An 18908-nucleotide genomic window follows, 5' to 3' on the forward strand; every position below is an offset into this window, starting at 1 on the left:
CCCGCCTCAATCCTGCCCTTCGACGCCCTGACCCTCGACCCCCTGTGCGGCCCGTACGAACGCCGTGACGAGGGGTGAGCGGCGGGCCGTCTCCCAGGCGAGGATCACCTCGTCGGGTTCGGCGTCGGTGACGGGGACGTAGGTGATGTCGGGGCGGGAGTACTGCTCGGCGACGGAGACCGGGACAAGGGTGATGCCCGCTCCGGAGGCGACGTTCTCGAACTTCTCCTCGATGCTGCGGATCGGTACGTCGTCGGGGTCGGGGTGGGGGTTGAGGTAGCGCAGCCAGGTCTCGCCGTCGAGGTCGGCCAGGACGAGGTCCGGCTTGCCGGCGAGCCGGTGGTCGGCGGGGAGCATGGCCACCCGGGGCTCGGTGAACAGCGGGAGCAGGGTGAGGCCCTGTTCGCGGACGGGGCGGCGCAGGTAGGCGAGGTCGACGGTGCCGTCGAGGATCAGCTGTTCCTGGTCGTCCCATTCGACCCGGCGGGCCTTGACCTCGGCCTCGGGACGGGCGGCGCCGAAGGCGCGCAGCGTGGGGGTGATCACGACACCGGCACGGAAGCCGACGACGAGGCGGTGCGGCCCGTGCGCGGTGCGCTGCACTCTGCGGCGGGTGGCGTTCGCGGAGGCGAGCAAGGTCCGTGCGTCGTCGAGGAGTTGGCGTCCGGCGGCCGTCAAGGTCACGCCGTGGCTGTCGCGTTCGAAGAGGGTGGCGTCCAAGTCCTTTTCCAGGGCCCGGATCTGACGGCTCAACACGGGCTGCGCGATGTGGAGCTGTTCGGCCGCGCGCCCGAAGTGCAGCAGTTCGGCCACCGCCACGAAGTAGCGGACCTTCCGCAGGTCGAGATCCATGGGTGCCACCGCCTCCCTGCCGTGGCCGTCGCCGTCGGCGATGCCTTCAGGGTATCGCCGACGCCGGAAGAGGTCTTGGACGGCGGAGTGGCGGCCACCGCAGGCTGGACGACGTCACGGCAACACGGAAGGGGCAGGACATGGGACTGCGGGGACAGCGGATCGTCGTCATCGGGGGTACGGCGGGCATCGGGCTCGCGGTCGCGGAGGCGGCCGGGCGGGAGGGCGCCCGGGTGGTGGTCGCCTCGCGTCGGCGGGAGAGTGTGGACGCGGCGCTGAAGCGGCTCCCTCAGGACGCGGAGGGCCGGGTGCTCGACGCGGGTGACGAGGGCGCGGTGCGGGACTTCTTCGCTGGGCTCGGCGGCTACGACCACCTGGTGTACACGGCGGGTGAGGCGCTGCTGATGGAGAGCGTGGCGGAGTCCGACCTCGGGCGCGGCCGGGCGTTCCTGGACACGCGGTTGTGGGGGGCGTACACGGCGGTGAAGTACGGCGTGGGGTCGATCCGGGAGGGCGGTTCGGTGGTGCTGACCACGGGTACCGCCGGGCGCAGGCCGATGGCCGGTACGTCCGTCGCCGCCGCGCTGTGCGGGGCGATGGAGTCGCTGACCCGGGCGCTGGCCCTGGAGTTGGCGCCGCTGCGGGTCAACGTGGTCGCGCCCGGTCTCGTCCGCACCGAGTTGTGGCGGGAGTTGCCCGACGAGGACCGGGACGGCCTGTTCGCGTCCGTCGCCGGGTCGCTCCCGGTCGGCCGGATCGGTGAGCCGGCCGATGTCGCCGAGGCGTATCTGTATCTGATGCGCGGCGGCTACAGCACGGGGTCGACGGTGGTCGTGGACGGCGGCACCCTCCTCGTCTGACGGCCGGCCGCACTTCTCAACTGCCTTGAGTACAGGGCGTGTCAGCCTCTCGTCGACGGCCTTGCGCACAGGGCGTCTCAGCCTCCCGGCGTGAACCCCACCTCCGCCGCCGTCACGACCGACCCGAGCCGCGGGAAGTCGAGTGTGACCGACGCCTGGTGTTCGGCGTCGGTGAGCGCGCTCATCGCGTCCTCGACGAAGACGAGCTGATACCCGAGGTCACCGGCGGCGCGGGCGGTGGACTCCACACCGAGGTTGGTGGCGATCCCGCCGAACACCAGGGTGTCGACGCCCCGTTCACGCAGGTGCTCGTCAAGTCCCGTGCCCTGGAAGCCGCCGATCGTCCGTTTCACGATCTCCAGGTCGCCCTCCCCGGCCAGTCCGGCGACGAGTCCGCCGCCGGAGGGCTGTTCGGTGATGCCGGGGCGTTCGACCCGGATCAGTACGACGAGCGCGCCGGCGGAGCGGAAGGCGGCTGCCAACTCCTCGGCCGCGGAGAGGACTTCGGTGCCCTTGTACGGTTCGAGCGGCAGCGCGACGATGCGGTCCATCAGGTCGACGAGGACCAGGGCGGTGCGCGCGGGGTCGAGGGCGAGCCGGGGTTCGGGAGTCTGCGGTGGGGTCATGACGGAACGTTAGCTCCCGTCAGCCGTCCGTACCGGAGATCCGGATCAACAGGTCCATGAACCGGTCGCGTTCGGCCGCCGACAGCGGTGCGAGGAGCCGGTCGTTGGCGGCACGGGCCGCCTTCTCGCACCGCTTCAGCAGGCGTGCGCCCTCCGCCGTGAGCGACACCGCGTTCTTGCGGCGGTCCTTGGGGTCAGGCTCACGGACGACCAGGTGGGCGGCCTGGAGGTCGTTGAGGATGCCGACGAGGTCCTTGGGGTCGAGCCCGACACTTCGGCCCAGGTCGGCCTGGGCTACGGGGGCGAGGTCGCGGACGGCGGAGAGGACCACGTGGTGCCACATCTTCAGACCTTCGGCGGCCAGGGCGTCGGCGACGAGGGCCCGGCCCCGGGCGGCGGCTCGGCCGAGGAGCCAGCTGGGGAGGGAGCGGATCGCGGGGAGGGGTGCTTCGGCCATGGGGACAGCCTACCCAGAAGTCGTTGGACTTCCCAATGAAATCGTGAATACCATTGGGCCTCCCAACGATTCCTGGAGGTGCGATGCGTCGCGTCCGGTACGAGTCCACCGGCGGCCCGCTGTTCCTGGAGGAGGCCCCCGTACCCGACCCCGGGCCCGGTGAACTCCTCGTCCGCACCGAGGCGATCGGGGTCACCCTGCCCGTCGTCCGCAAGGTCACCGAGGCCGCCGAGCCGATCCCGCTCGGCGGTGAGATCGCGGGCGAGCTGGTCGCCGTAGGACAGGAGGTGACCGGATTCCGGGTGGGCGAGCGGGTGACGGGGCTGTGCTTCGGGCACGGCTACGCCGACTTCGCCGTCCTCCACGAGGTCATGGCCTCCCCCGTGCCCGACACCGCCTCCGCCGTCGACGCGGTCGCGCTCGTCCGCAGCGGACTGGTGGCCCTGGGCGCGCTGGACGCGGCCCGCGCCGAGCCCGGCGAGACCGCGCTGATCACGGCCTCGGCGAGCGGAGTCGGCCATCTCGCCGTGCAGTTGGCGAAGGCGCGGGGCGCGGGGCGGATCGTGGGCGCCGTCTCCGATCCGGCGAAGGGCGACTTCGTGCGCGCCCTGGGCGCCGACGAGGTGATCGACTACGACGCGTTGGGCTCGGTCGAGCCAGTCGACTACGTACTCGACGCGGTGGGCGGCGAGTTGCTCACCCCTGCGGTCGCCGCGCTCGTCCCGGGCGGGCGGCTCGTGACGTACAGCTCGGGCGGCGGGACGATCCAGGCGTACGACCTTCTCGTGGGCGCGAAGTCCGTGATCGGGTTCCAGATGGCGCGGATCGCGCGCGGGAGGCCGGAGTTGTACGAGCGGTGGCGGCGGGAGCTGTGGCGGTTGTTCGCCGAGGGCGCCCTGAAGCCATTGGTGCACGGGGAGTTCGGGCTGGCGGAGGCGGCGAAGGCGCACGAGGTGATCGAGTCGCGGGGCAATCTGGGCAAGGTCGTGCTACGCCCCTGAGGCACCGGCTCGCCCCTGTCGCCCCGTCAACTTCCGTGACACCGACCGCTGCACGCTTCTTGTGAGGCTTCGGATGCCCCAACTAACGTCTGTGGCATGCCCGTTGGACGTGGGATGTCCGGATGTCAAGACGAATGAAGGGCAGGTCGCACCACCATGCCGTCAAGTCTTCGCGCACGTCCGAGATCCACCCTCACCGCCGTACTCACCCTGGCCGCACTGCTGGTCCTCCCGAGCCCGGGCCGCGCCGCCGCCGCCCAACACATGAGCCCCACAACGGAGTTCACCCAACAGGTCCTCTTCAAGGCGTCTCAGGACCCGGGCTACGCCTGCTTCCGGATCCCGGCCGTCGTACGGACCGACGACGGGACACTGCTCGCGTTCGCCGAGGGCCGGATCCTCAACTGCGGTGACGCCGCCGACATCGACATCGTCGTCAAACGCTCCACCGACGACGGCGCCACCTGGAGCCCGCTGCAAGTCGTCAACCACGGCGGCGGCGACACGCACGGCAACCCGGCGCCCGTCGTGGACCGCGAGACGGGCCGCATCCTGCTCGCCGAGACGTACAACACGGGCCGTACGGACAGCGCCAGTTGCTCGGTCCCCTGCGACCGCACCCCGCATCTCCAGTACAGCGACGACGACGGCCTCACCTGGTCGCAGCCGCGTGACCTGAGCGACGAGATCCTGCCCCCGAACTGGAATTCCTGGTACGCCACCGGCCCCGTGCACGGCATCCAGCTCACCCGCGGCAAGCACCGGGGCCGGCTCGTGTTCGGCGTCAACACCGAGACCTGGGACGGGAGTCGGGTCACCGCGAACAACGCGGCGCTGATCGTGAGCGACGACGGCGGCGACCACTGGAGGATCGGCGCCACCGACTCGTACCCGATCGCGGCCGACGGGACCTGGCGGCAGAAACCGTCCGAGCTGACGCTCACCGAGCGCACCGACGGCTCCATCCTGGTCAGCGGCCGTGAGCAGGACGGCACCGACCTCGGCCACCGCACCCAGGCGGTCAGCCGCGACGGCGGCGACAGTTTCACCGCGCCCTTCCGCGACCTGCCCGACCTGTACGCCCCGCAGGTCCAGTGCGCCACCCTCGGCCTCGGCTCCCGCATCCTGCTGTCCTGCGACGCGGACCCCGACCGCCGCCGGACGATGATGATCCGGTCCTCCTACGACGGCGGGCGCACCTGGGACAGCGTGGACCGCGGCACGGTGGTGACGAAGGACTGGTCCGGCTACTCCGACATGGCGCGGATCAGCGGGGACACCGTGGGCCTGCTCTACGAGGGCGGAGCCGTGTCGGCGACCGACGAGATCCGCTTCGCCCGCTTCGACGAGGCCTGGCTGCAACCGCGTCGGGGCCCGGACCCGACGACCGCCGACCTCGCCCCGCACGCCAGGCCCGCGGCCGTGCTCGGCGGCGCCCAGGAGACGGACGGCGTGTCCGGCGGCGCGCTGTCCTTCGACGGTGTCGACGACGCCGTACGACTGCCCTACAGCGACCGACTGCCCCTGGGGACGAAGGACTTCACGGCGTCCCTCTGGTTCCGCTACACCGTGACGACCGGCGATCAGCCGTTCCTGTGGATGGGCGGGGTCGGTACCAGCCAGCCGCAGGTGTGGCTGCGCGGTGAGCCCGCCGGCAACCGCGTGCGGGCGCTGATCACCACCCGGGACGGTGCGACGGCCGTCCACACCACCTCCGTGGTCACCGCGGGCGCCTACAACGACGGGCAGTGGCATCACGCTGTAGTACGGCGCGGTGGTGGGCAGTTGACGCTCTCCGTGGACGGAACGACGGTGAGTACGGCGGACGTCGTGGGGTCGGTGAGCCGCAACTCGCCGTTCGGCGTGCACCTCGGCCAACGGGTCGACAGCCTGGTGTACTTCACCGGTTCGCTCGACGAAGTCCACGTCTGGGACCGGCTGTTGACGGACGACGAGCTGGCCGCACAACAGCCGCCGACCGCCGGGACCGTGCTGTGGCTGCCCATGGACCATGTGAGCGGCAGCCACTAACGTCACGGGCGTGCCCGAGGACCGACGAGCACGACAGCGGACGGGGGCCGGGGTCGGCCTGGTGCTGACCCTGGCTCTCGCGGCCGTGCTGCTCACCGCCCTTCCGAAGGACCACGACCGGGAGGGCGGCGCCGCGTGCCCGGCCCGTACGGTGCGCTCCTGGTCGGCCGACACGCAACTCACCAACTCCTTTGCCGCGTACGGCGACGACGCGACCCGCACCGACGACTGGACGGGCGGCGACGGCACCCACTCGGTGCGGCTGCCGGACGGGCGGGTGCTGTGGCTGTTCTCCGACACCTACCTCGGCCAGGTCCACGGCCCGCCCAACCCGGTCGGCGAGTCCTACGTCTGGCGGGACACCACGGCGCCGCTGGTGCGCAACTCGGCGGTCGTGATGCACGCCGGACACCCCCAACTCACCCTCCCTGCGCCGCTGTTCCCCGATCCGGCCCCGAACGAGTGGCGTTGGCCGGTCGCGGCCCGCGTCGAGCCCCGCTCCCCCGGTTCGGCCGAGTCGGTCGTACGGGTGCTGCTGTGGACGCGGACGGCGGGGGCGTATCCGTGGATCTACGGGGTGCCGACCGCGACGGAGGTGGCCACACTGTCGCTGCCGGACCTGCGGGTGGAGTCGATCGTGAAGGTCCTCGACCAGCGGTTGGTCCAAGACCCTTCGCGGCGGCTGCAGTTCGGGACGACGTTGGTCGCGGCGGGCGGGTGGACGTATGTCTTCGGCGGGAACGACGCGCAGGCGGCGGCGCGGCCGACGTCCTCGGCGTATGTGGCGCGGGTGCCGGAAGGACGGCTCGGGGAGCCGGGGGCCTGGGAGTACTGGGACGGCTCCGCGTGGACGGCTCGGGCCGGGCCGCGGGCGGTGCTCGGGGACGGGCAACACACCGGTGTGGGGAGCGCGTTCTCGGTGGTGCGGGACGGGCGGACGTACGTCCTGTTCACGATGGCGGCGGGCAGCCGGGGGCTGACCACCGTGACCTCGTACTGGGCCTGTTCGCCCGTCGGGCCGTGGCACGGGCCGGACCGGGGGTTCAGTCCGCCGCTGCCGGCCGGGCAGGTCGCCGCGTACAACCCGCAGACGCATCCGGCGCTCGGCGGCGACGGGCGGATCGTGCTCAGTTACGACGTCAACTGGCTGGAGGCGACGGCCACTTCGGCGGCCTGGAACCTCAGCCGGAATGTGTCGCTGTACCGACCGCGGTTCGTGACCCTGCGCTTGGGTCCGCCGTCCCGGTGACCTCGGGCTGTGGATCGCGGGCGCGGCGCTTGGCGATGACCGCGCACACCATCAGCTGCATCTGGTGGAAGAGCATCAGCGGGAGTACGGCGAGGGAGGCGTGGGCGCCGAACAGGACGCTGGCCATGGGGAGTCCGGAGGCGAGGGACTTCTTCGAGCCGGCGAACTGGATGGCGATCCGGTCCTCCCGGTCGAAGCGCAGCGCCTTGCCGCCGTACCAGGTCAGGGTGAGCATCACGGCGAGGACGACGGCTTCGACGGCGAGCAGTCCGGCGAGGCGCAGGGCGCTGACCTGGTGCCAGATGCCCTGGACCATGCCCTCGCTGAACGCGGTGTAGACGACGAGGAGGATCGAGGCGCGGTCGACGTAGCCGAGGACCTTCTTGTGCCGGGTGATGAAGCCGCCGATCCAGCGTCGCAGCAGCTGCCCGGCGAGGAACGGCACGAGGAGCTGCAGCACGATCTTGACGACGGAGTCGGCGGAGAAGCCGCCCGCGTTGCCGCCGATCAGGGCGGCGGCGAGCAGCGGGGTGATGACGATGCCGGCGAGGGAGGAGAAGGAGCCGGCGCAGATCGCGGCGGGCACGTTGCCGCGCGCGATCGAGGTGAACGCGATCGAGGACTGGACGGTCGAGGGGACGAGGGTGAGGAAGAGGAGCCCCTGGTAGAGGGGGTGGGTCAGGAGCACCGGGACGAGGCCGCGGGCGGCCAGGCCGAGCAGCGGGAAGACGACGAAGGTGCAGGCCAGGACGGTGGTGTGCAGTCGCCAGTGCTTGAGGCCGTCCAGTGCCTCGCGGGTCGAGAGGCGGGCGCCGTAGAGGAAGAAGAGGAAGGCGATGGCGGCCGTGGAGGCGCCGGAGGCGACATCGGCGCCGGTGCCTCGGGCGGGGAGGAGTGCGGCGATGCCGACCGTCCCGAGGAGCAGCAGGATGTAGGGGTCGATCGGCATCCGACTGGGCCATCGCAGGCGTTTCACTGTACTCCACTGTCTCGCTGTACGTCCGCCCGTCCGGCGCGGACCGGTGCCCTCCCCATCGTCCTCTTCCGCCTCTTGATCGGGAATCCGTCATACCGCTCTGACTGTCATCGCGTTTCGCGATGACCGGCTACGGTGTATGCCATGGTGTATGCCATGTACGACCTCTCCCACCTGCGGACTTTCCTCGCGGTGTCCCAGACGCTGAGTTTCACGCAGGCCGCGCGGCGGCTCGGGCTGCGCCAGTCCACGGTGAGCCAGCATGTGCGGCGGCTGGAGGACGCGACGGGACGGCAGCTGTTCACCAGGGACACGCACTCCGTGGAGCTGACGGAGGACGGCGAGGCGATGCTCGGCTTCGCGCGCCGGATCCTGGAGGTGCAGGAGCAGGCGTCGGCGTTCTTCACCGGCACCCGGCTGCGCGGCCGGCTGCGCTTCGGGGCGTCCGAGGACTTCGTCCTCACCCGGCTGCCGGAGATCCTGGAGGGCTTCCGCTACGACCATCCCGAGGTCGACCTGGAGCTGACGGTGGAGCTGTCCGGGACGCTGCACGAGCAACTGGCGGCCGGGAAGCTGGACCTGGTGCTGGCGAAGCGGCGGACCGAGGATCCGCGGGGCGAACTGGTGTGGCACGACAAGCTGGTGTGGATCGGTGCGGAGCGGCTGCGCCTGGACGCGGACCGTCCGGTGCCGCTGATCGTCTATCCGCCGCCGGGGATCACTCGGGCCCTCGCGATGGAGGCGCTGGAGCGGCAGGGGCGGGCGTGGCGGATCGCGTGCACGAGCGGGAGTCTGAACGGGCTGATCGCCGCCGCCCGGGCGGGACTCGGGGTGATGGCGCACTCGAAGGGGCTGGTGCCGCCGGGACTCGTACGGGTACCGGAGCGGGCGGGGCTACCGGAATTGGGCGAGGTCGATTTCGTGCTGGTGCACGGGCGGCGCAGGGTTTCCGCACAGGGGGCGGCGGACGCGTTGGCGGCGGCGATTCTTGCGGGCGGGGATCGACTGCATCGGCGCGGTCCGTAATACCGATGTCCAATTCCACGAGGGTTAAAAATAAAGCCGTACGAGAAATACCGACTGCGGAAACGCGCAACAGCGGGCGGCGCTGTCGTTCAGGGGCAGCGCCGCCCGTCATGTTATGCGGATCAGGAGAACGAGAACTCTCCTCCGTAGTCGGTGTCGTGGTCGCGGTAGACGCTGCTGTAGCCGAGTTGGCTGGTGTCGACGACGCCGTCCTCGACCGAGAACTCGATCCAGACGCCGGGTCCGTCGATGCGTACGTAGTCGCCTGCGGTGTCCAGGTCGGTGGTGCCGGAGTAGGAGATGTAGGTGTCGTCGAGCTCCGACTTGTAGGTGCTCAGGGTGGACGCGGCGGTCGTGTCGTCCGCGGCCTCGACCCAGGGGGTGATGGCGTCGAGGATCAACTGCTGCTGGTCGTCGGTGAGTTCGCTGCCCGCGACGCCTTCCTTGGTGGTGGGGAAGTCGCCGTCGTCGTCCGGGCCGAGCACGACGTCGGTGGTGGTGTCGGAGAGCTTCGCCTCGGTCAGCTCGTCGTCGGTCAGGCCTTCGAGCATCGAGACCAGGCCGTCGTGCATCCCGGACAGCGGAGCGTAGGTGGTGTCGTCGTCGGTCCAGCTGACGGGTTCGACGCCGGCGAAGTACGGGGTGGCGCCGACGACCTCGCCGTCCTTGTAGGTGAGGTTGACGGCCAACTGGTCGCCGCCGAAGTGGAGTTGCCAGGTGCCGGTGGTGCTGGGGGTGCCGAGGAAGGCGAGGTAGTAGTTGCCGCTGCCGTAGCTGCTGTCGGTCTCGCCGAGGACGTCGTCGGCCGCGAGGATCTGGGAGATCTGGTTGTAGCCGGTGTCGCTGCCGGTGCCCGTGGCGGCCTCGACCACGGCCTTGGCCGCGGCGAGTTGGGTGTCGCTGAGGGAGCTGAGTTCGATGCCGACCCGGCAGGTCGCGCCGCACGAGAGGTTCGACCAGGCGACGGCGTTGGCCTGGGTGAAGTCGAGGAGTACGTCGGCCTGTTGGTCGTCGTCGAGGGTGTCGAGGAAGGTGTTGGCGGCGTCGACCACGTCCGAGACGGAGGTGCCGGTCCCGGCGGAGTTCGAGGGCACGATCGAGGACGGGCGAGCGGATCCTGGAGTCGACGGGGAGGTGGATCCGGGGGTGGACTGGGACGGCGACCGGGATCCGGGGTCAGAGGCGGAGGCGCTGCTGGACGGATCGGACTGGACGGAGGCGGCGTTCGCGTTGGCGTAGAGCCCGCCACCGAGGAGCGCCGTCGCTGCCGCTAAGGCGCCCACCACCTTCCTGTGCCGTCCCAGAGACCTGCGGTGAGCGTTTTTGGTCTTCAATTCGATATTCCCTTCAGGGGTCTCGCCCTGAGGATTTCCCATGATTTTTTCCGGCACCGGAAAAGATCTTTGCGGAAATCCCTGCGGCTTCGCTTTGGACGAGCCACATTCGATCGCCGGACACTGTGATTCACGCCTCCGAGTGCTTGGTGTTGAGCATGATTTATCTTGAACTTACTTTGAGGGAGCGCGAGTTGAGGGCGAGTTGAGCGGAAGCGTCCGGTACGTCAGCTGTTTGACCCGGCGCAGGAACGGGCTCGCCTCCACGTGCCGCACCCCGTCGAGCCCGCCCAGGGGTCCACTGAGGTAGTCGTAGAGCCCGGCCGTGTCCTTGACGACGGCCGTCACGACGATGTTGGACGTGCCGGCCGTCGCGGACGCGTAGGCGATCTCGTCGTGCGTGGCCAGTGCCTCGCCGACCGAGTGGAGTGCCGCGGGGGTCGCCGTGATCCAGAGCACGGCCGCGCGCGGGTAGCCGAAGACCTCCGAGTCGTACTCGATGTCGATGTACACGGCTCCGGAGCCGATCAGGGTGGCGAGGCGGCGCTTGACGGCGGACTCGGAGCGGCCGGTGGCGCGCTGGAGTTCGGGGTAGGTGGCGCGTCCGTCGCGTTCGAGTACGGCGATCAGGGCCTCGTCGTCCGGTTCGATGCGGGCGGGGCCCGGTGTCGGCGCCGGTTCGGGAAGCAGGGCGGCGATCTGGTCGTCCGCCAGCACTTTGAACCGGCGGAGCCAGCCCGTGGGGCCGCCGTAGAAGCGGTGCAGCATCTGGTGGGCGCGGATGTCCAGGACGCTGGGGGTGCGCGGGAGCTTGCCGAGCAGGAGGTCGTCGTAGTCGCCGGGGTTGCGCGGGCGGGTGAGGCAGACGATCTCGGTGCCGCCCGACGCGAGGCCGATCCAGGCGGTGTCGGGGCGCTTGGCGAGGGCGTCGGCGATGTTGAGGGCGTTGTCGGGGGCGCAGCGCAGGCGCAGCATCCACTGGTCCTGGCCGAGGCGTTCGGCGTCGCGGATGGCGACGACGCGCAGGCCGGCCTCGGCGGTGAGTCTGCGGAAGCGGCGGGCGACGGTCTGGTCGGAGGCGCCGAGGACCGTGCCGAGGCGGCTGAAGGAGGCGCGGCCGTTGATCTCCAGGGCGGTGAGGAGTTCCATGTCGAGCCGGTCGAGGGTGTCGGATTCCATCTCCAGCACGGCTGCTCCTGTCGGATTCCGGCGATGAGGTGCCCTGTTCGGCGGTGATCGTCCGGGAGGAGCCCATCGTACGGAGAACTGGTCATCCCGGACAGGGGAGTTGAGGGCATGCGTACATGGGGGCCGCTGACGGCGGTGTGCCTGGGCACGTTCATGTTGTTGCTGGATGTGACGATCGTGGTGGTGGCGCTGCCGGACATGGCGCGGTCGCTGCACGCGTCGTTGAGTGATCTGCAGTGGGTGGTCGACGGGTACGCGCTGGCGCTCGCCGCGCTGCTGCTGGGGTTCGGGGCCGCCGCCGACATTCTGGGGCGGCGCCGGGTGCATGTGGCGGGTCTGGTGGTGTTCGCGGTGGCGTCGCTGCTGTGCGGGCTCGCGGGCGGGCCGGGCGCGCTGGTGGCCGCGCGGGCCGTGCAGGGGGTGGGGGCGGCGGCGATGCTCGCGACCACGCTGCCGTTGCTGGGCTCGGTGTATCAGGGGCGGCGGCGGTCGGTGGCGCTCGGGGTGTGGGGCGCGGTCAGCGGCGGGGCCGCGGCGGTCGGACCGGTGCTGGGCGGGGTGCTCACCGAGGGGCCGGGCTGGCGGTGGATCTTCTTCGTGAACCTGCCGGTGAGCGTGGCCGCGGTGTGGCTGACGCTGCGGGTGGTGCCGGAGGCCAAGGGGCCGCGCGGGATGCGAATCGACTGGGCGGGGACGGTGGCGTTCGCCGGGTTCGCGGGCGGGGTGACGTACGCGGTGGTGCGGGCTGGGGAGGACGGCTGGGGTGCGGCGCCGACGCTGGTGTCCTTCGCGCTGGCGGCGCTCGCGCTGGTCTGTTTCGTGCTGGTGGAGCGGCGGGTGGCGCATCCGCTGCTCGATCTGGCGCTGCTGCGCAAGCCCGCTTTCGTGGGGGTGATGGCGGGCGGGCTGGCCTTCAACGGGGTGGCGTTCGGCGGGATGCCGTATCTGTCGATCTGGCTGCAGACGGTGCTGGGGATGAGTCCGGTACGCGGCGGGTTGACGCTGCTGCCGCTGACGGGGGCGGCGGTCGTGGTGTCGGTGCTCGCCGGGAAGCTGCTGCACGGGGTGCCGTCCCGGCTGACGGTCGGCGGCGGGCTGCTGCTGATCGGTACGGGGTGTTTCTGCCAGGCCGTGCTGGGCGCCGGTTCGGACTGGACGGCGCTGGTGCCGGGGCTCGTTCTGGTGGGGGTCGGTACGGGGCTGGTGGCGCCGGGGATCGCGGGGGCGGCGCTCGCCGCGGTGCCGGCGGAGCGGGCGGGCATGGCGGGCGGCGCGATGAACACCGTGCGGCAGCTGGGGTACGCGCTCGGTGTGGCGGTGTCCGGGACCGTACTCACGTCTCGGATGCGGGACACGCTCCCGCACGACGCGGCGCACACGCTCGCGGGCGGCGGGGCGGGGGCGTTGCGCGGGGTGTTCTCCGAGCACGCGCTGCGGGCCGCGTTCGCGTCGGGGCTCGACTCGGCGTTCGTGACGGCCGGTTTCGTCGGTACGGCGGCGGGTGCGCTGGTCCTCGTACTGGTCGGGGCCGGTCGCGCGGAGCGGGGCGGAGTGACGGAATCGGCCGCTCCGACGCTGAACGAGGAGGAGACCGCGTCACCCGGGTGACGTCGCACAAGAGGGACGGCGGGGGTAATCGGGTCGTACAGATTCAGTGGAGATTACGGGGCCGAAACCTACGGAACCGTAAGGATTTCTGTCCGACCCTTCCCCTTGTGAGGGCATTTTCCGGCGCTGACCTGTGCGGACGTGAGGACTGCTCTGATTCCGGCCCCCTCCCGCCCTTCCCCCCGGTGGGGTAGCTTTCACCGCGCTGTGGGGAGCGTCGACGAGAGCGGGGAGCGGGGTTTGCGCGAGTTCACCAACCCTCCGTTGGCGTTGGCGCCGCCGGTGGGCGGTCTGGCCGACGTCGTGTTCGAGCGTGCCCAGGAAGACCCCCTCCACGTCTCCCTCGGCCGCAAGGACGAACAGGACCGGTGGCGGGACGTGACCGCCGCCGAGTTCCGCGACGAGGTCCTCGCCCTCGCCAAGGGCCTCCTGGCCCGAGGCGTCCGCTTCGGCGACCGGGTCGCGATCATGTCGCGCACCCGCTACGAGTGGACGCTGTTCGACTTCGCGCTGTGGACGATCGGCGCCCAGGTCGTGCCCGTCTACCCCACCTCGTCGGCCGAGCAGTGCTTCTGGATGCTGCACGACGCGCAGGTCTCGGCGGCCATGGTCGAGCACGAGGACCACGCGATGACCATCGCGACCGTCATCGACCGCCTCCCCGCACTGCACCAGCTGTGGCAGCTGGACACCGGCGCCGTGCAGGAGCTGTACGACGCCGGCGCGCACATCGAGGACGAGGTGGTGCACCGGCACCGCCAGGCCGTCACCCCGGACTCGACCGCGACGATCATCTACACCTCGGGCACCACGGGCAGACCCAAGGGCTGTGTCATCTCGCACGGCAACTTCATGTACGAGGCGGACACGGTCATCGACCGCTGGGAGTCCGTCTTCCACTCGAAGAAGGGCGACGAGGCGGCGACTTTGCTGTTCCTGCCGCTGGCGCACGTCTTCGGGCGGATGGTGCAGGTCGCGGCGATCCGCGGCGGGGTGCGTTTCGGCCATCAGCCGCAGCTCAACGCCGCCGCCCTGCTGCCCGACCTGGTCGCGTTCAAACCGACGTTCATCCTGGCCGTGCCGTACATCTTCGAGAAGGTCTTCAACGCGGCCCGCCGCAAGGCGGAGAAGGACGGCAAGGCCGGGCCGTTCGAGAAGGCCGTCGACATCGCGGTGAAATACGCGGACGCGGTCGAGGAGAAGGCCTGGGGCATCGGCCCCGGCCCGTCCACCGGACTGCGGATGCAGCACCAGCTGTTCGACAAACTCGTCTACTCCAAGGTGCGGGCCGCCATGGGCGGCCGGATCCGCAACGCCATGTCCGGCGGGTCGGCCATGGACCGGCGGCTCGGACTGTTCTTCGCCGGGGCGGGCGTGCAGATCTACGAGGGCTACGGCCTCACCGAGTCGACGGCCGCCGCGACCGCCAACCCGCCCGAACGCACCCGCTACGGCACCGTCGGCCAGGCGGTCCCGGGTGTGACCGTGCACATCGCGGACGACGGCGAGATCTGGCTGAACGGCCCCAACGTCTTCCAGGGCTATCTCAACAACCAGAAGGCGACCGACGAGACCCTGCACGACGGCTGGCTCGCCACCGGTGACCTGGGCTCCCTCGACGAGGACGGCTATCTCACCATCACCGGGCGCAAGAAGGAGATCCTGGTGACCTCGGGGGGCAAGAGTGTCGCGCCCGGGCTTCTGGAGGAGCGGGTGCGGGACCATCCGCTGGTCTCGCAGTGCATCGTCGTCGGCAACGACCGCCCCTACATCGCCGCCCTCGTCACCCTCGACCACGAGGCCGTCGAGCACTGGCTCACCATGCGCGGCAAACCCCGGATGACACCGGCGGAACTGGTCCGGGACGCCGACCTGGAGACCGAGGTGCGGCGCGCGGTGGTCGCCGCCAACACCCTGGTCTCGCAGGCCGAGTCGATCCGCACCTTCCGGATACTGGCCCAGCCGTTCACCGAGGAACACGGCCTGCTGACCCCGTCCCTGAAGCTGAAGCGCAAGGCCATCGAGAACGCCTACGCCAACGAGGTCGAGGCGCTGTACCGGGCCTGACCCACGCACGCCACGGATTTCGCGGTCAGGAATGCACCACGGCCCGTGATCGTTGACGATGGGGAGTACCCACCCGACGACTGAAGGATCGAGAGCTTCGTGAGCAGCAAGGTCCCCCCGATCATCCTCAACAACGGTGTCGAGATGCCCCAGCTGGGCTTCGGCGTCTGGCAGGTGCCGGACGACGAGGCGGAGCGGGCGGTGGCCACGGCGCTGGAGGCCGGGTACCGCAGCATCGACACGGCTGCGATCTACGGCAACGAAGAGGGCACCGGAAAGGCCATCGCCTCCTCCGGCGTCCCGCGCGAAGAGCTCTTCGTCACCACCAAGCTCTGGAACGCCGACCAGGGTTACGACGCCACTCTGCGCGCGTTCGACGTGTCGCTGGAGAAGCTCGGCCTGGAGTACCTGGATCTGTATCTGATCCACTGGCCGACGCCGGCCCGGGACAAGTACATCGACAGCTACAAGGCGTTCGAGAAGCTGCACGCGGACGGCCGGGTGCGCGCCATCGGCGTCTCCAACTTCGAGCCCGACCACCTGGAGCGGCTGATCGCCGAGACCTCGGTCATCCCGGCGGTCGACCAGATCGAGCTGCACCCGCAGCTCCAGCAGCGGGCCGGGCGCGAGTACCACGCGGAGCAGGGCATCGCGACCGAGGCCTGGTCGCCGCTCGGCTCGGGCCGGGGTCTGCTGGAGGTGCCGGCGATCGTCGCCATCGCCCAGAAGCACGGCCGTACTCCGGCCCAGATCGTGCTGCGCTGGCACATCCAGCTCGGCAATGTGGTGATCCCCAAGTCCGTGACGCCGTCGCGGATCAAGGAGAACATCGAGGTCTTCGACTTCAGCCTGGACACCGAGGACCTCGCGGCGATCAGCGCGCTGAACGAGGACCGGCGGCTGGGTCCCGACCCGTCGACGTTCAACATGGCCTGAGCGAAGCGAGTGGCCTGAACCCAGCGGTACGAGGCGCCCCGGAGTCCGACTCCGGGGCGCTTCGCGTCACTTGGTTCGGACCAGGGTCTTGACGCGAGCATGCCTATGGGCCACCTTGTTGCGCACCTGGTAAGGAAACTTTCCTAACAGAAGGGTCCCCCACAGTGCGCATCCGAACACTGACCCTCGCCGCGGCCTCAGGCGCCGCCCTGCTCGCCGCCGGAGTGCTCCCCGCGAGCGCCTCCTCCGGCGCCACCCCGAAGTCCGCCCAGGAGGGCACGGTCAGCGCGGCCGACCTGCTCTCCAAGGTGACGTCCTGCTCGCAGATATCCAACGGCAAGTACCGCACCGACGACGAGACTTCGGCCACCATTCCGGTCTGCGGCAAGAACGGCGCCGTGTTCTGGAAGGCCGACATGGACATCGACTGCGACGGCCAGCGCACCTCGAACTGCAACGAGAACGCCGACCCCTGGTACCAGGACGACACCGCGTTCCACCAGTCCAACGGCCAGCCCCTGAAGGCGGATTCACTCCCGTACATCGTCGTGCCCAGCTCCAGCAGCATCTGGAACTACTCCAGCTACGGCATCAAGGGCGGCGGCGTGGTCGCCGTGATCTACAACAACAAGGTCGAGTACGCCGTCGTCGGCGACACCGGCCCCACCAACATCATCGGCGAGGCCTCCTACGCCACCGCGAGCGCCCTCGGCATCGACCCCGACCCAGCGACCGGCGGCGCCGACTCCGGCGTGACGTACATCCTGTTCAAGAACTCGACGGTGTCCCCCATAGAGAGCCACAGCGCGGCGGTCTCGCTCGGCGACCAGCTGGCGAAGCAGTTCTTGCAGAACAACTAGCGTGCGGGTGAGGCCCGTTGCCGCGAAGCCCGTCGTCGCGATCGGTCGGGTCGCGGCAACGGGCCTCGCTCGTGGGCGAATTGAGAACGCTACGTCAGTTGGGCTGCCCGATCGGCCGTACGACCACGGTGTTGATGTCGACGCCGGCGGGCTGGCGGATCGCCCACAGGATCGTGTCGGCGATGTGGTCGGCGGTGAGCAGACGGCCGGGCGGCGGACTGCCGTTGCCGTCCCAGAACGGGGTCTCCACCCGGCCCGGCGCGACCAGCGTCACCCCGATGCCGAACTCCGTGACCTCGCGCCGGGTGTTCTCGGCCAGACCGGTCATCGCCCACTTGGTGGCGCCGTAGATGTTGCCGGGCGTGTGCACGAACCCGGCGACGCTGCCGATCAGCACGATCCGGCCGTGCGTCTGCTTCAGCGCGTCGACGGACGCCCGGATCAGGAGGGCGGGACCGAGAACGTTGGTCAGCACCATCTCGGTCCACCCGGCCGGGTCGCCCTCGGCGACCGAATCGTGCGTGGCGATCCCCGCGTTGGCGACGACCGCGTCGAGCCGCCCGAACTGTTTCAGCGTCGTCTCGACGGCGGCCTGCACCTGGTCGTACTCGGAGGCACTGCCCGGAATCGTCAACAGGCCCGCGGGATGTCCCAGTTGACCGGCGAAGGCGTGCAGCCGCTGCTCGCTGCGGCCGGTGACGGCCACCCGGCCGCCCGCGCTGAGGAGTTGTCTCGCGACGGCCGCGCCGATCCCGCTGCCGCCGCCGGTTATGAGCGCGACGTGAGAGTTGTCGTTCATGGTGATGAGGTCCCCCCGTGGTTCGGTGAACTCCGCGTTTCCGGAAGGGCAGTTCATCATCTTGAGCACTCTCGAAGTCAAGCCGCCGAGATCACGGGCCGTTCACACCGGCCGCACCGCCGTGTGCACGGTGTGCGCGGCGAGCACGAACACATCGGCGCGCCGGTGCACGCCCGCCGGGTCCTGCGGGTCGACCAGCCGGTCGAGGGTCGCCCGGTCCTCGGCGCCCAGGACGTCGCCGTAGACGTCACGGACCCGGGTCAGCCAGGTCGCGACATAGGCGCGGACCCGGTCCGGGGCCGGGGCGGGCAGGTCGAGGAGGAAGCTGCGGCTGCCGGTGTACTTCAGGCCGGCCGAGGTCAGGAGGGCGGACCAGTCCTCGGTCTCGGTGACGGCGCCGGGGAGGTCGGCGCGCATCTGCGCGAACCACTCGGCCTCGATCGCGTCGATCCGCGCCTCCAGGCCCGGACGGCCGATGCCGAAGTCACGCGGCAGGAACCGGGAGGGCAGCCCGCCCTCCATGATCGCGAGGGTGCCACCCGGGGCGAGCCGCTGCCCGAACGCGGCGAGACCGGCCCGCTGGTCACCGAGGTGATGCAGGCTGCGGCTGGCCCACAGCAGATCGGCCGGGTACTCCAACTCGCCCAGGACGTCGGGCAGTTCACCGGTCAGCGTGCCGAAGCGGTCACCGTAGCCCAGCCGATCGGCGCGGGCACGGGCCCGCTCCAGGAGCGGTCCGGAACCGTCCACCGCCACGACCCGCGCGCCCGGGAACGTCTCCGCGAACAGACACGCGACCACACCCGGCCCACTGCCCACGTCGACGATCAGCCCCGGATCGGTCCGCTCCTTCGCCAGCCACGCCATGGCCCGCTCGTACAGCGGCGCGAACAGCTCCGCCTGGGTCTCCAGCAGAGGGCCCATGACGGCCCAGTCGATGTCGGTGTGATCGTGGTGGCGGGTGTACTTCTCGTCGTGGTGGGCGTGCTTCTCGTCGTGCTCGTGCGCCATGGTGGTCAGCCTCTCGTCCAGGTGCCG

Annotated in this window: 18 protein-coding genes; 10 read left to right on the top strand and 8 right to left on the bottom strand. The window is 70.5% G+C overall.

Going from position 1 to position 18908, the window contains the following annotated elements; translation table 11 throughout:
• Positions 1 to 6: 6 nt before the first annotated feature.
• Positions 7 to 852 carry a LysR family transcriptional regulator gene (locus ACIBJH_RS15865; RefSeq protein WP_399117420.1) on the bottom strand — a complete coding sequence of 282 codons (846 nt, stop codon included), beginning with the start codon at positions 850 to 852 and terminating at the stop codon, positions 7 to 9.
• A 140-nt stretch (positions 853 to 992) separates the two neighbouring features.
• Between ACIBJH_RS15865 and ACIBJH_RS15870 the strand changes: the two genes are divergently transcribed.
• Entirely contained in the window at positions 993 to 1712 is a 720-nt protein-coding gene (locus ACIBJH_RS15870; protein WP_399117421.1) for an SDR family oxidoreductase, read from the top strand.
• Positions 1713 to 1789: 77 nt separating this feature from the next.
• On the opposite strand, the gene ACIBJH_RS15875 is transcribed toward ACIBJH_RS15870, so the two are convergent.
• Positions 1790 to 2338, bottom strand: coding sequence for an isochorismatase family protein (locus tag ACIBJH_RS15875; protein ID WP_399117422.1), 549 nt, complete (start codon positions 2336 to 2338; stop codon positions 1790 to 1792).
• Positions 2339 to 2357: 19 nt separating this feature from the next.
• Positions 2358 to 2795 carry a MarR family winged helix-turn-helix transcriptional regulator gene (locus tag ACIBJH_RS15880; protein ID WP_399117423.1) on the bottom strand — a complete coding sequence of 146 codons (438 nt, stop codon included), beginning with the start codon at positions 2793 to 2795 and terminating at the stop codon, positions 2358 to 2360.
• A gap of 83 nt (positions 2796 to 2878) precedes the next feature.
• On the opposite strand from ACIBJH_RS15880, the gene ACIBJH_RS15885 reads away from it, so the two are divergent.
• The 3 genes from ACIBJH_RS15885 to ACIBJH_RS15895 all read left to right on the top strand — a co-directional run bounded on the left by ACIBJH_RS15885 (position 2879) and on the right by ACIBJH_RS15895 (position 7076).
• A complete protein-coding gene (locus ACIBJH_RS15885; RefSeq protein ID WP_399117424.1) occupies positions 2879 to 3796 on the top strand; it encodes a zinc-binding alcohol dehydrogenase family protein in 918 nt (305 codons plus the stop codon).
• Positions 3797 to 3952: 156 nt separating this feature from the next.
• Positions 3953 to 5827, top strand: coding sequence for an exo-alpha-sialidase (locus ACIBJH_RS15890; protein WP_399117425.1), 1875 nt, complete (start codon positions 3953 to 3955; stop codon positions 5825 to 5827).
• A 10-nt stretch (positions 5828 to 5837) separates the two neighbouring features.
• On the top strand, positions 5838 to 7076 hold the full coding sequence (locus ACIBJH_RS15895) for a DUF4185 domain-containing protein (RefSeq protein WP_399117426.1): 1239 nt from the start codon (positions 5838 to 5840) through the stop codon (positions 7074 to 7076).
• Here the strand turns inward: ACIBJH_RS15895 and ACIBJH_RS15900 are convergent.
• Positions 7009 to 8025, bottom strand: a complete 1017-nt coding sequence (locus tag ACIBJH_RS15900; protein ID WP_399117427.1) for a bile acid:sodium symporter family protein — start codon at positions 8023 to 8025, stop codon at positions 7009 to 7011. The genes ACIBJH_RS15895 and ACIBJH_RS15900 overlap by 68 nt on opposite strands.
• A gap of 183 nt (positions 8026 to 8208) precedes the next feature.
• Here ACIBJH_RS15900 and ACIBJH_RS15905 point away from each other — a divergent pair, with 183 nt between their 5' ends.
• Entirely contained in the window at positions 8209 to 9078 is an 870-nt protein-coding gene (locus ACIBJH_RS15905) for a LysR substrate-binding domain-containing protein (RefSeq protein ID WP_399117809.1), read from the top strand.
• A 122-nt stretch (positions 9079 to 9200) separates the two neighbouring features.
• Here ACIBJH_RS15905 and ACIBJH_RS15910 read toward each other — a convergent pair whose 3' ends face one another.
• Complete coding sequence (locus ACIBJH_RS15910) at positions 9201 to 10130, bottom strand: DUF3500 domain-containing protein (protein WP_399117428.1); 930 nt, start codon at positions 10128 to 10130, stop codon at positions 9201 to 9203.
• On the opposite strand from ACIBJH_RS15910, the gene ACIBJH_RS15915 reads away from it, so the two are divergent.
• On the top strand, positions 10114 to 10317 hold the full coding sequence (locus ACIBJH_RS15915; protein WP_399117429.1) for a hypothetical protein: 204 nt from the start codon (positions 10114 to 10116) through the stop codon (positions 10315 to 10317). The two genes, ACIBJH_RS15910 and ACIBJH_RS15915, sit on opposite strands and share 17 nt — an antisense overlap.
• A 269-nt stretch (positions 10318 to 10586) precedes the next feature.
• Here the strand turns inward: ACIBJH_RS15915 and ACIBJH_RS15920 are convergent, their stop codons facing one another.
• Positions 10587 to 11591, bottom strand: coding sequence for an Lrp/AsnC family transcriptional regulator (locus tag ACIBJH_RS15920; RefSeq protein WP_399117810.1), 1005 nt, complete (start codon positions 11589 to 11591; stop codon positions 10587 to 10589).
• 117 nt (positions 11592 to 11708) lie between these two features.
• Between ACIBJH_RS15920 and ACIBJH_RS15925 the strand changes: the two genes are divergently transcribed.
• The 4 genes from ACIBJH_RS15925 to ACIBJH_RS15940 all read left to right on the top strand — a co-directional run bounded on the left by ACIBJH_RS15925 (position 11709) and on the right by ACIBJH_RS15940 (position 17071).
• Positions 11709 to 13208 (top strand): MFS transporter, encoded by a 1500-nt coding sequence (locus ACIBJH_RS15925; protein ID WP_399117430.1) that lies wholly within the window; start codon positions 11709 to 11711, stop codon positions 13206 to 13208.
• Between the two features lie 240 nt (positions 13209 to 13448).
• On the top strand, positions 13449 to 15275 hold the full coding sequence (locus ACIBJH_RS15930) for an AMP-dependent synthetase/ligase (RefSeq protein WP_399117431.1): 1827 nt from the start codon (positions 13449 to 13451) through the stop codon (positions 15273 to 15275).
• 99 nt (positions 15276 to 15374) lie between these two features.
• Entirely contained in the window at positions 15375 to 16211 is an 837-nt protein-coding gene (locus ACIBJH_RS15935) for an aldo/keto reductase (RefSeq protein ID WP_399117432.1), read from the top strand.
• A 164-nt stretch (positions 16212 to 16375) separates the two neighbouring features.
• Complete coding sequence (locus tag ACIBJH_RS15940; RefSeq protein WP_399117433.1) at positions 16376 to 17071, top strand: glycoside hydrolase family 75 protein; 696 nt, start codon at positions 16376 to 16378, stop codon at positions 17069 to 17071.
• A gap of 94 nt (positions 17072 to 17165) precedes the next feature.
• On the opposite strand, the gene ACIBJH_RS15945 is transcribed toward ACIBJH_RS15940, so the two are convergent.
• Entirely contained in the window at positions 17166 to 17870 is a 705-nt protein-coding gene (locus ACIBJH_RS15945; RefSeq protein WP_399117434.1) for an SDR family oxidoreductase, read from the bottom strand.
• Positions 17871 to 17972: 102 nt separating this feature from the next.
• Positions 17973 to 18881 carry a class I SAM-dependent methyltransferase gene (locus ACIBJH_RS15950; RefSeq protein ID WP_399117435.1) on the bottom strand — a complete coding sequence of 303 codons (909 nt, stop codon included), beginning with the start codon at positions 18879 to 18881 and terminating at the stop codon, positions 17973 to 17975.
• Between the last annotated feature and the right edge of the window lie 27 nt (positions 18882 to 18908).

It is taken from the genome of Streptomyces sp. NPDC050548 (genome assembly GCF_044457385.1).
Lineage (GTDB): Bacteria > Actinomycetota > Actinomycetes > Streptomycetales > Streptomycetaceae > Streptomyces.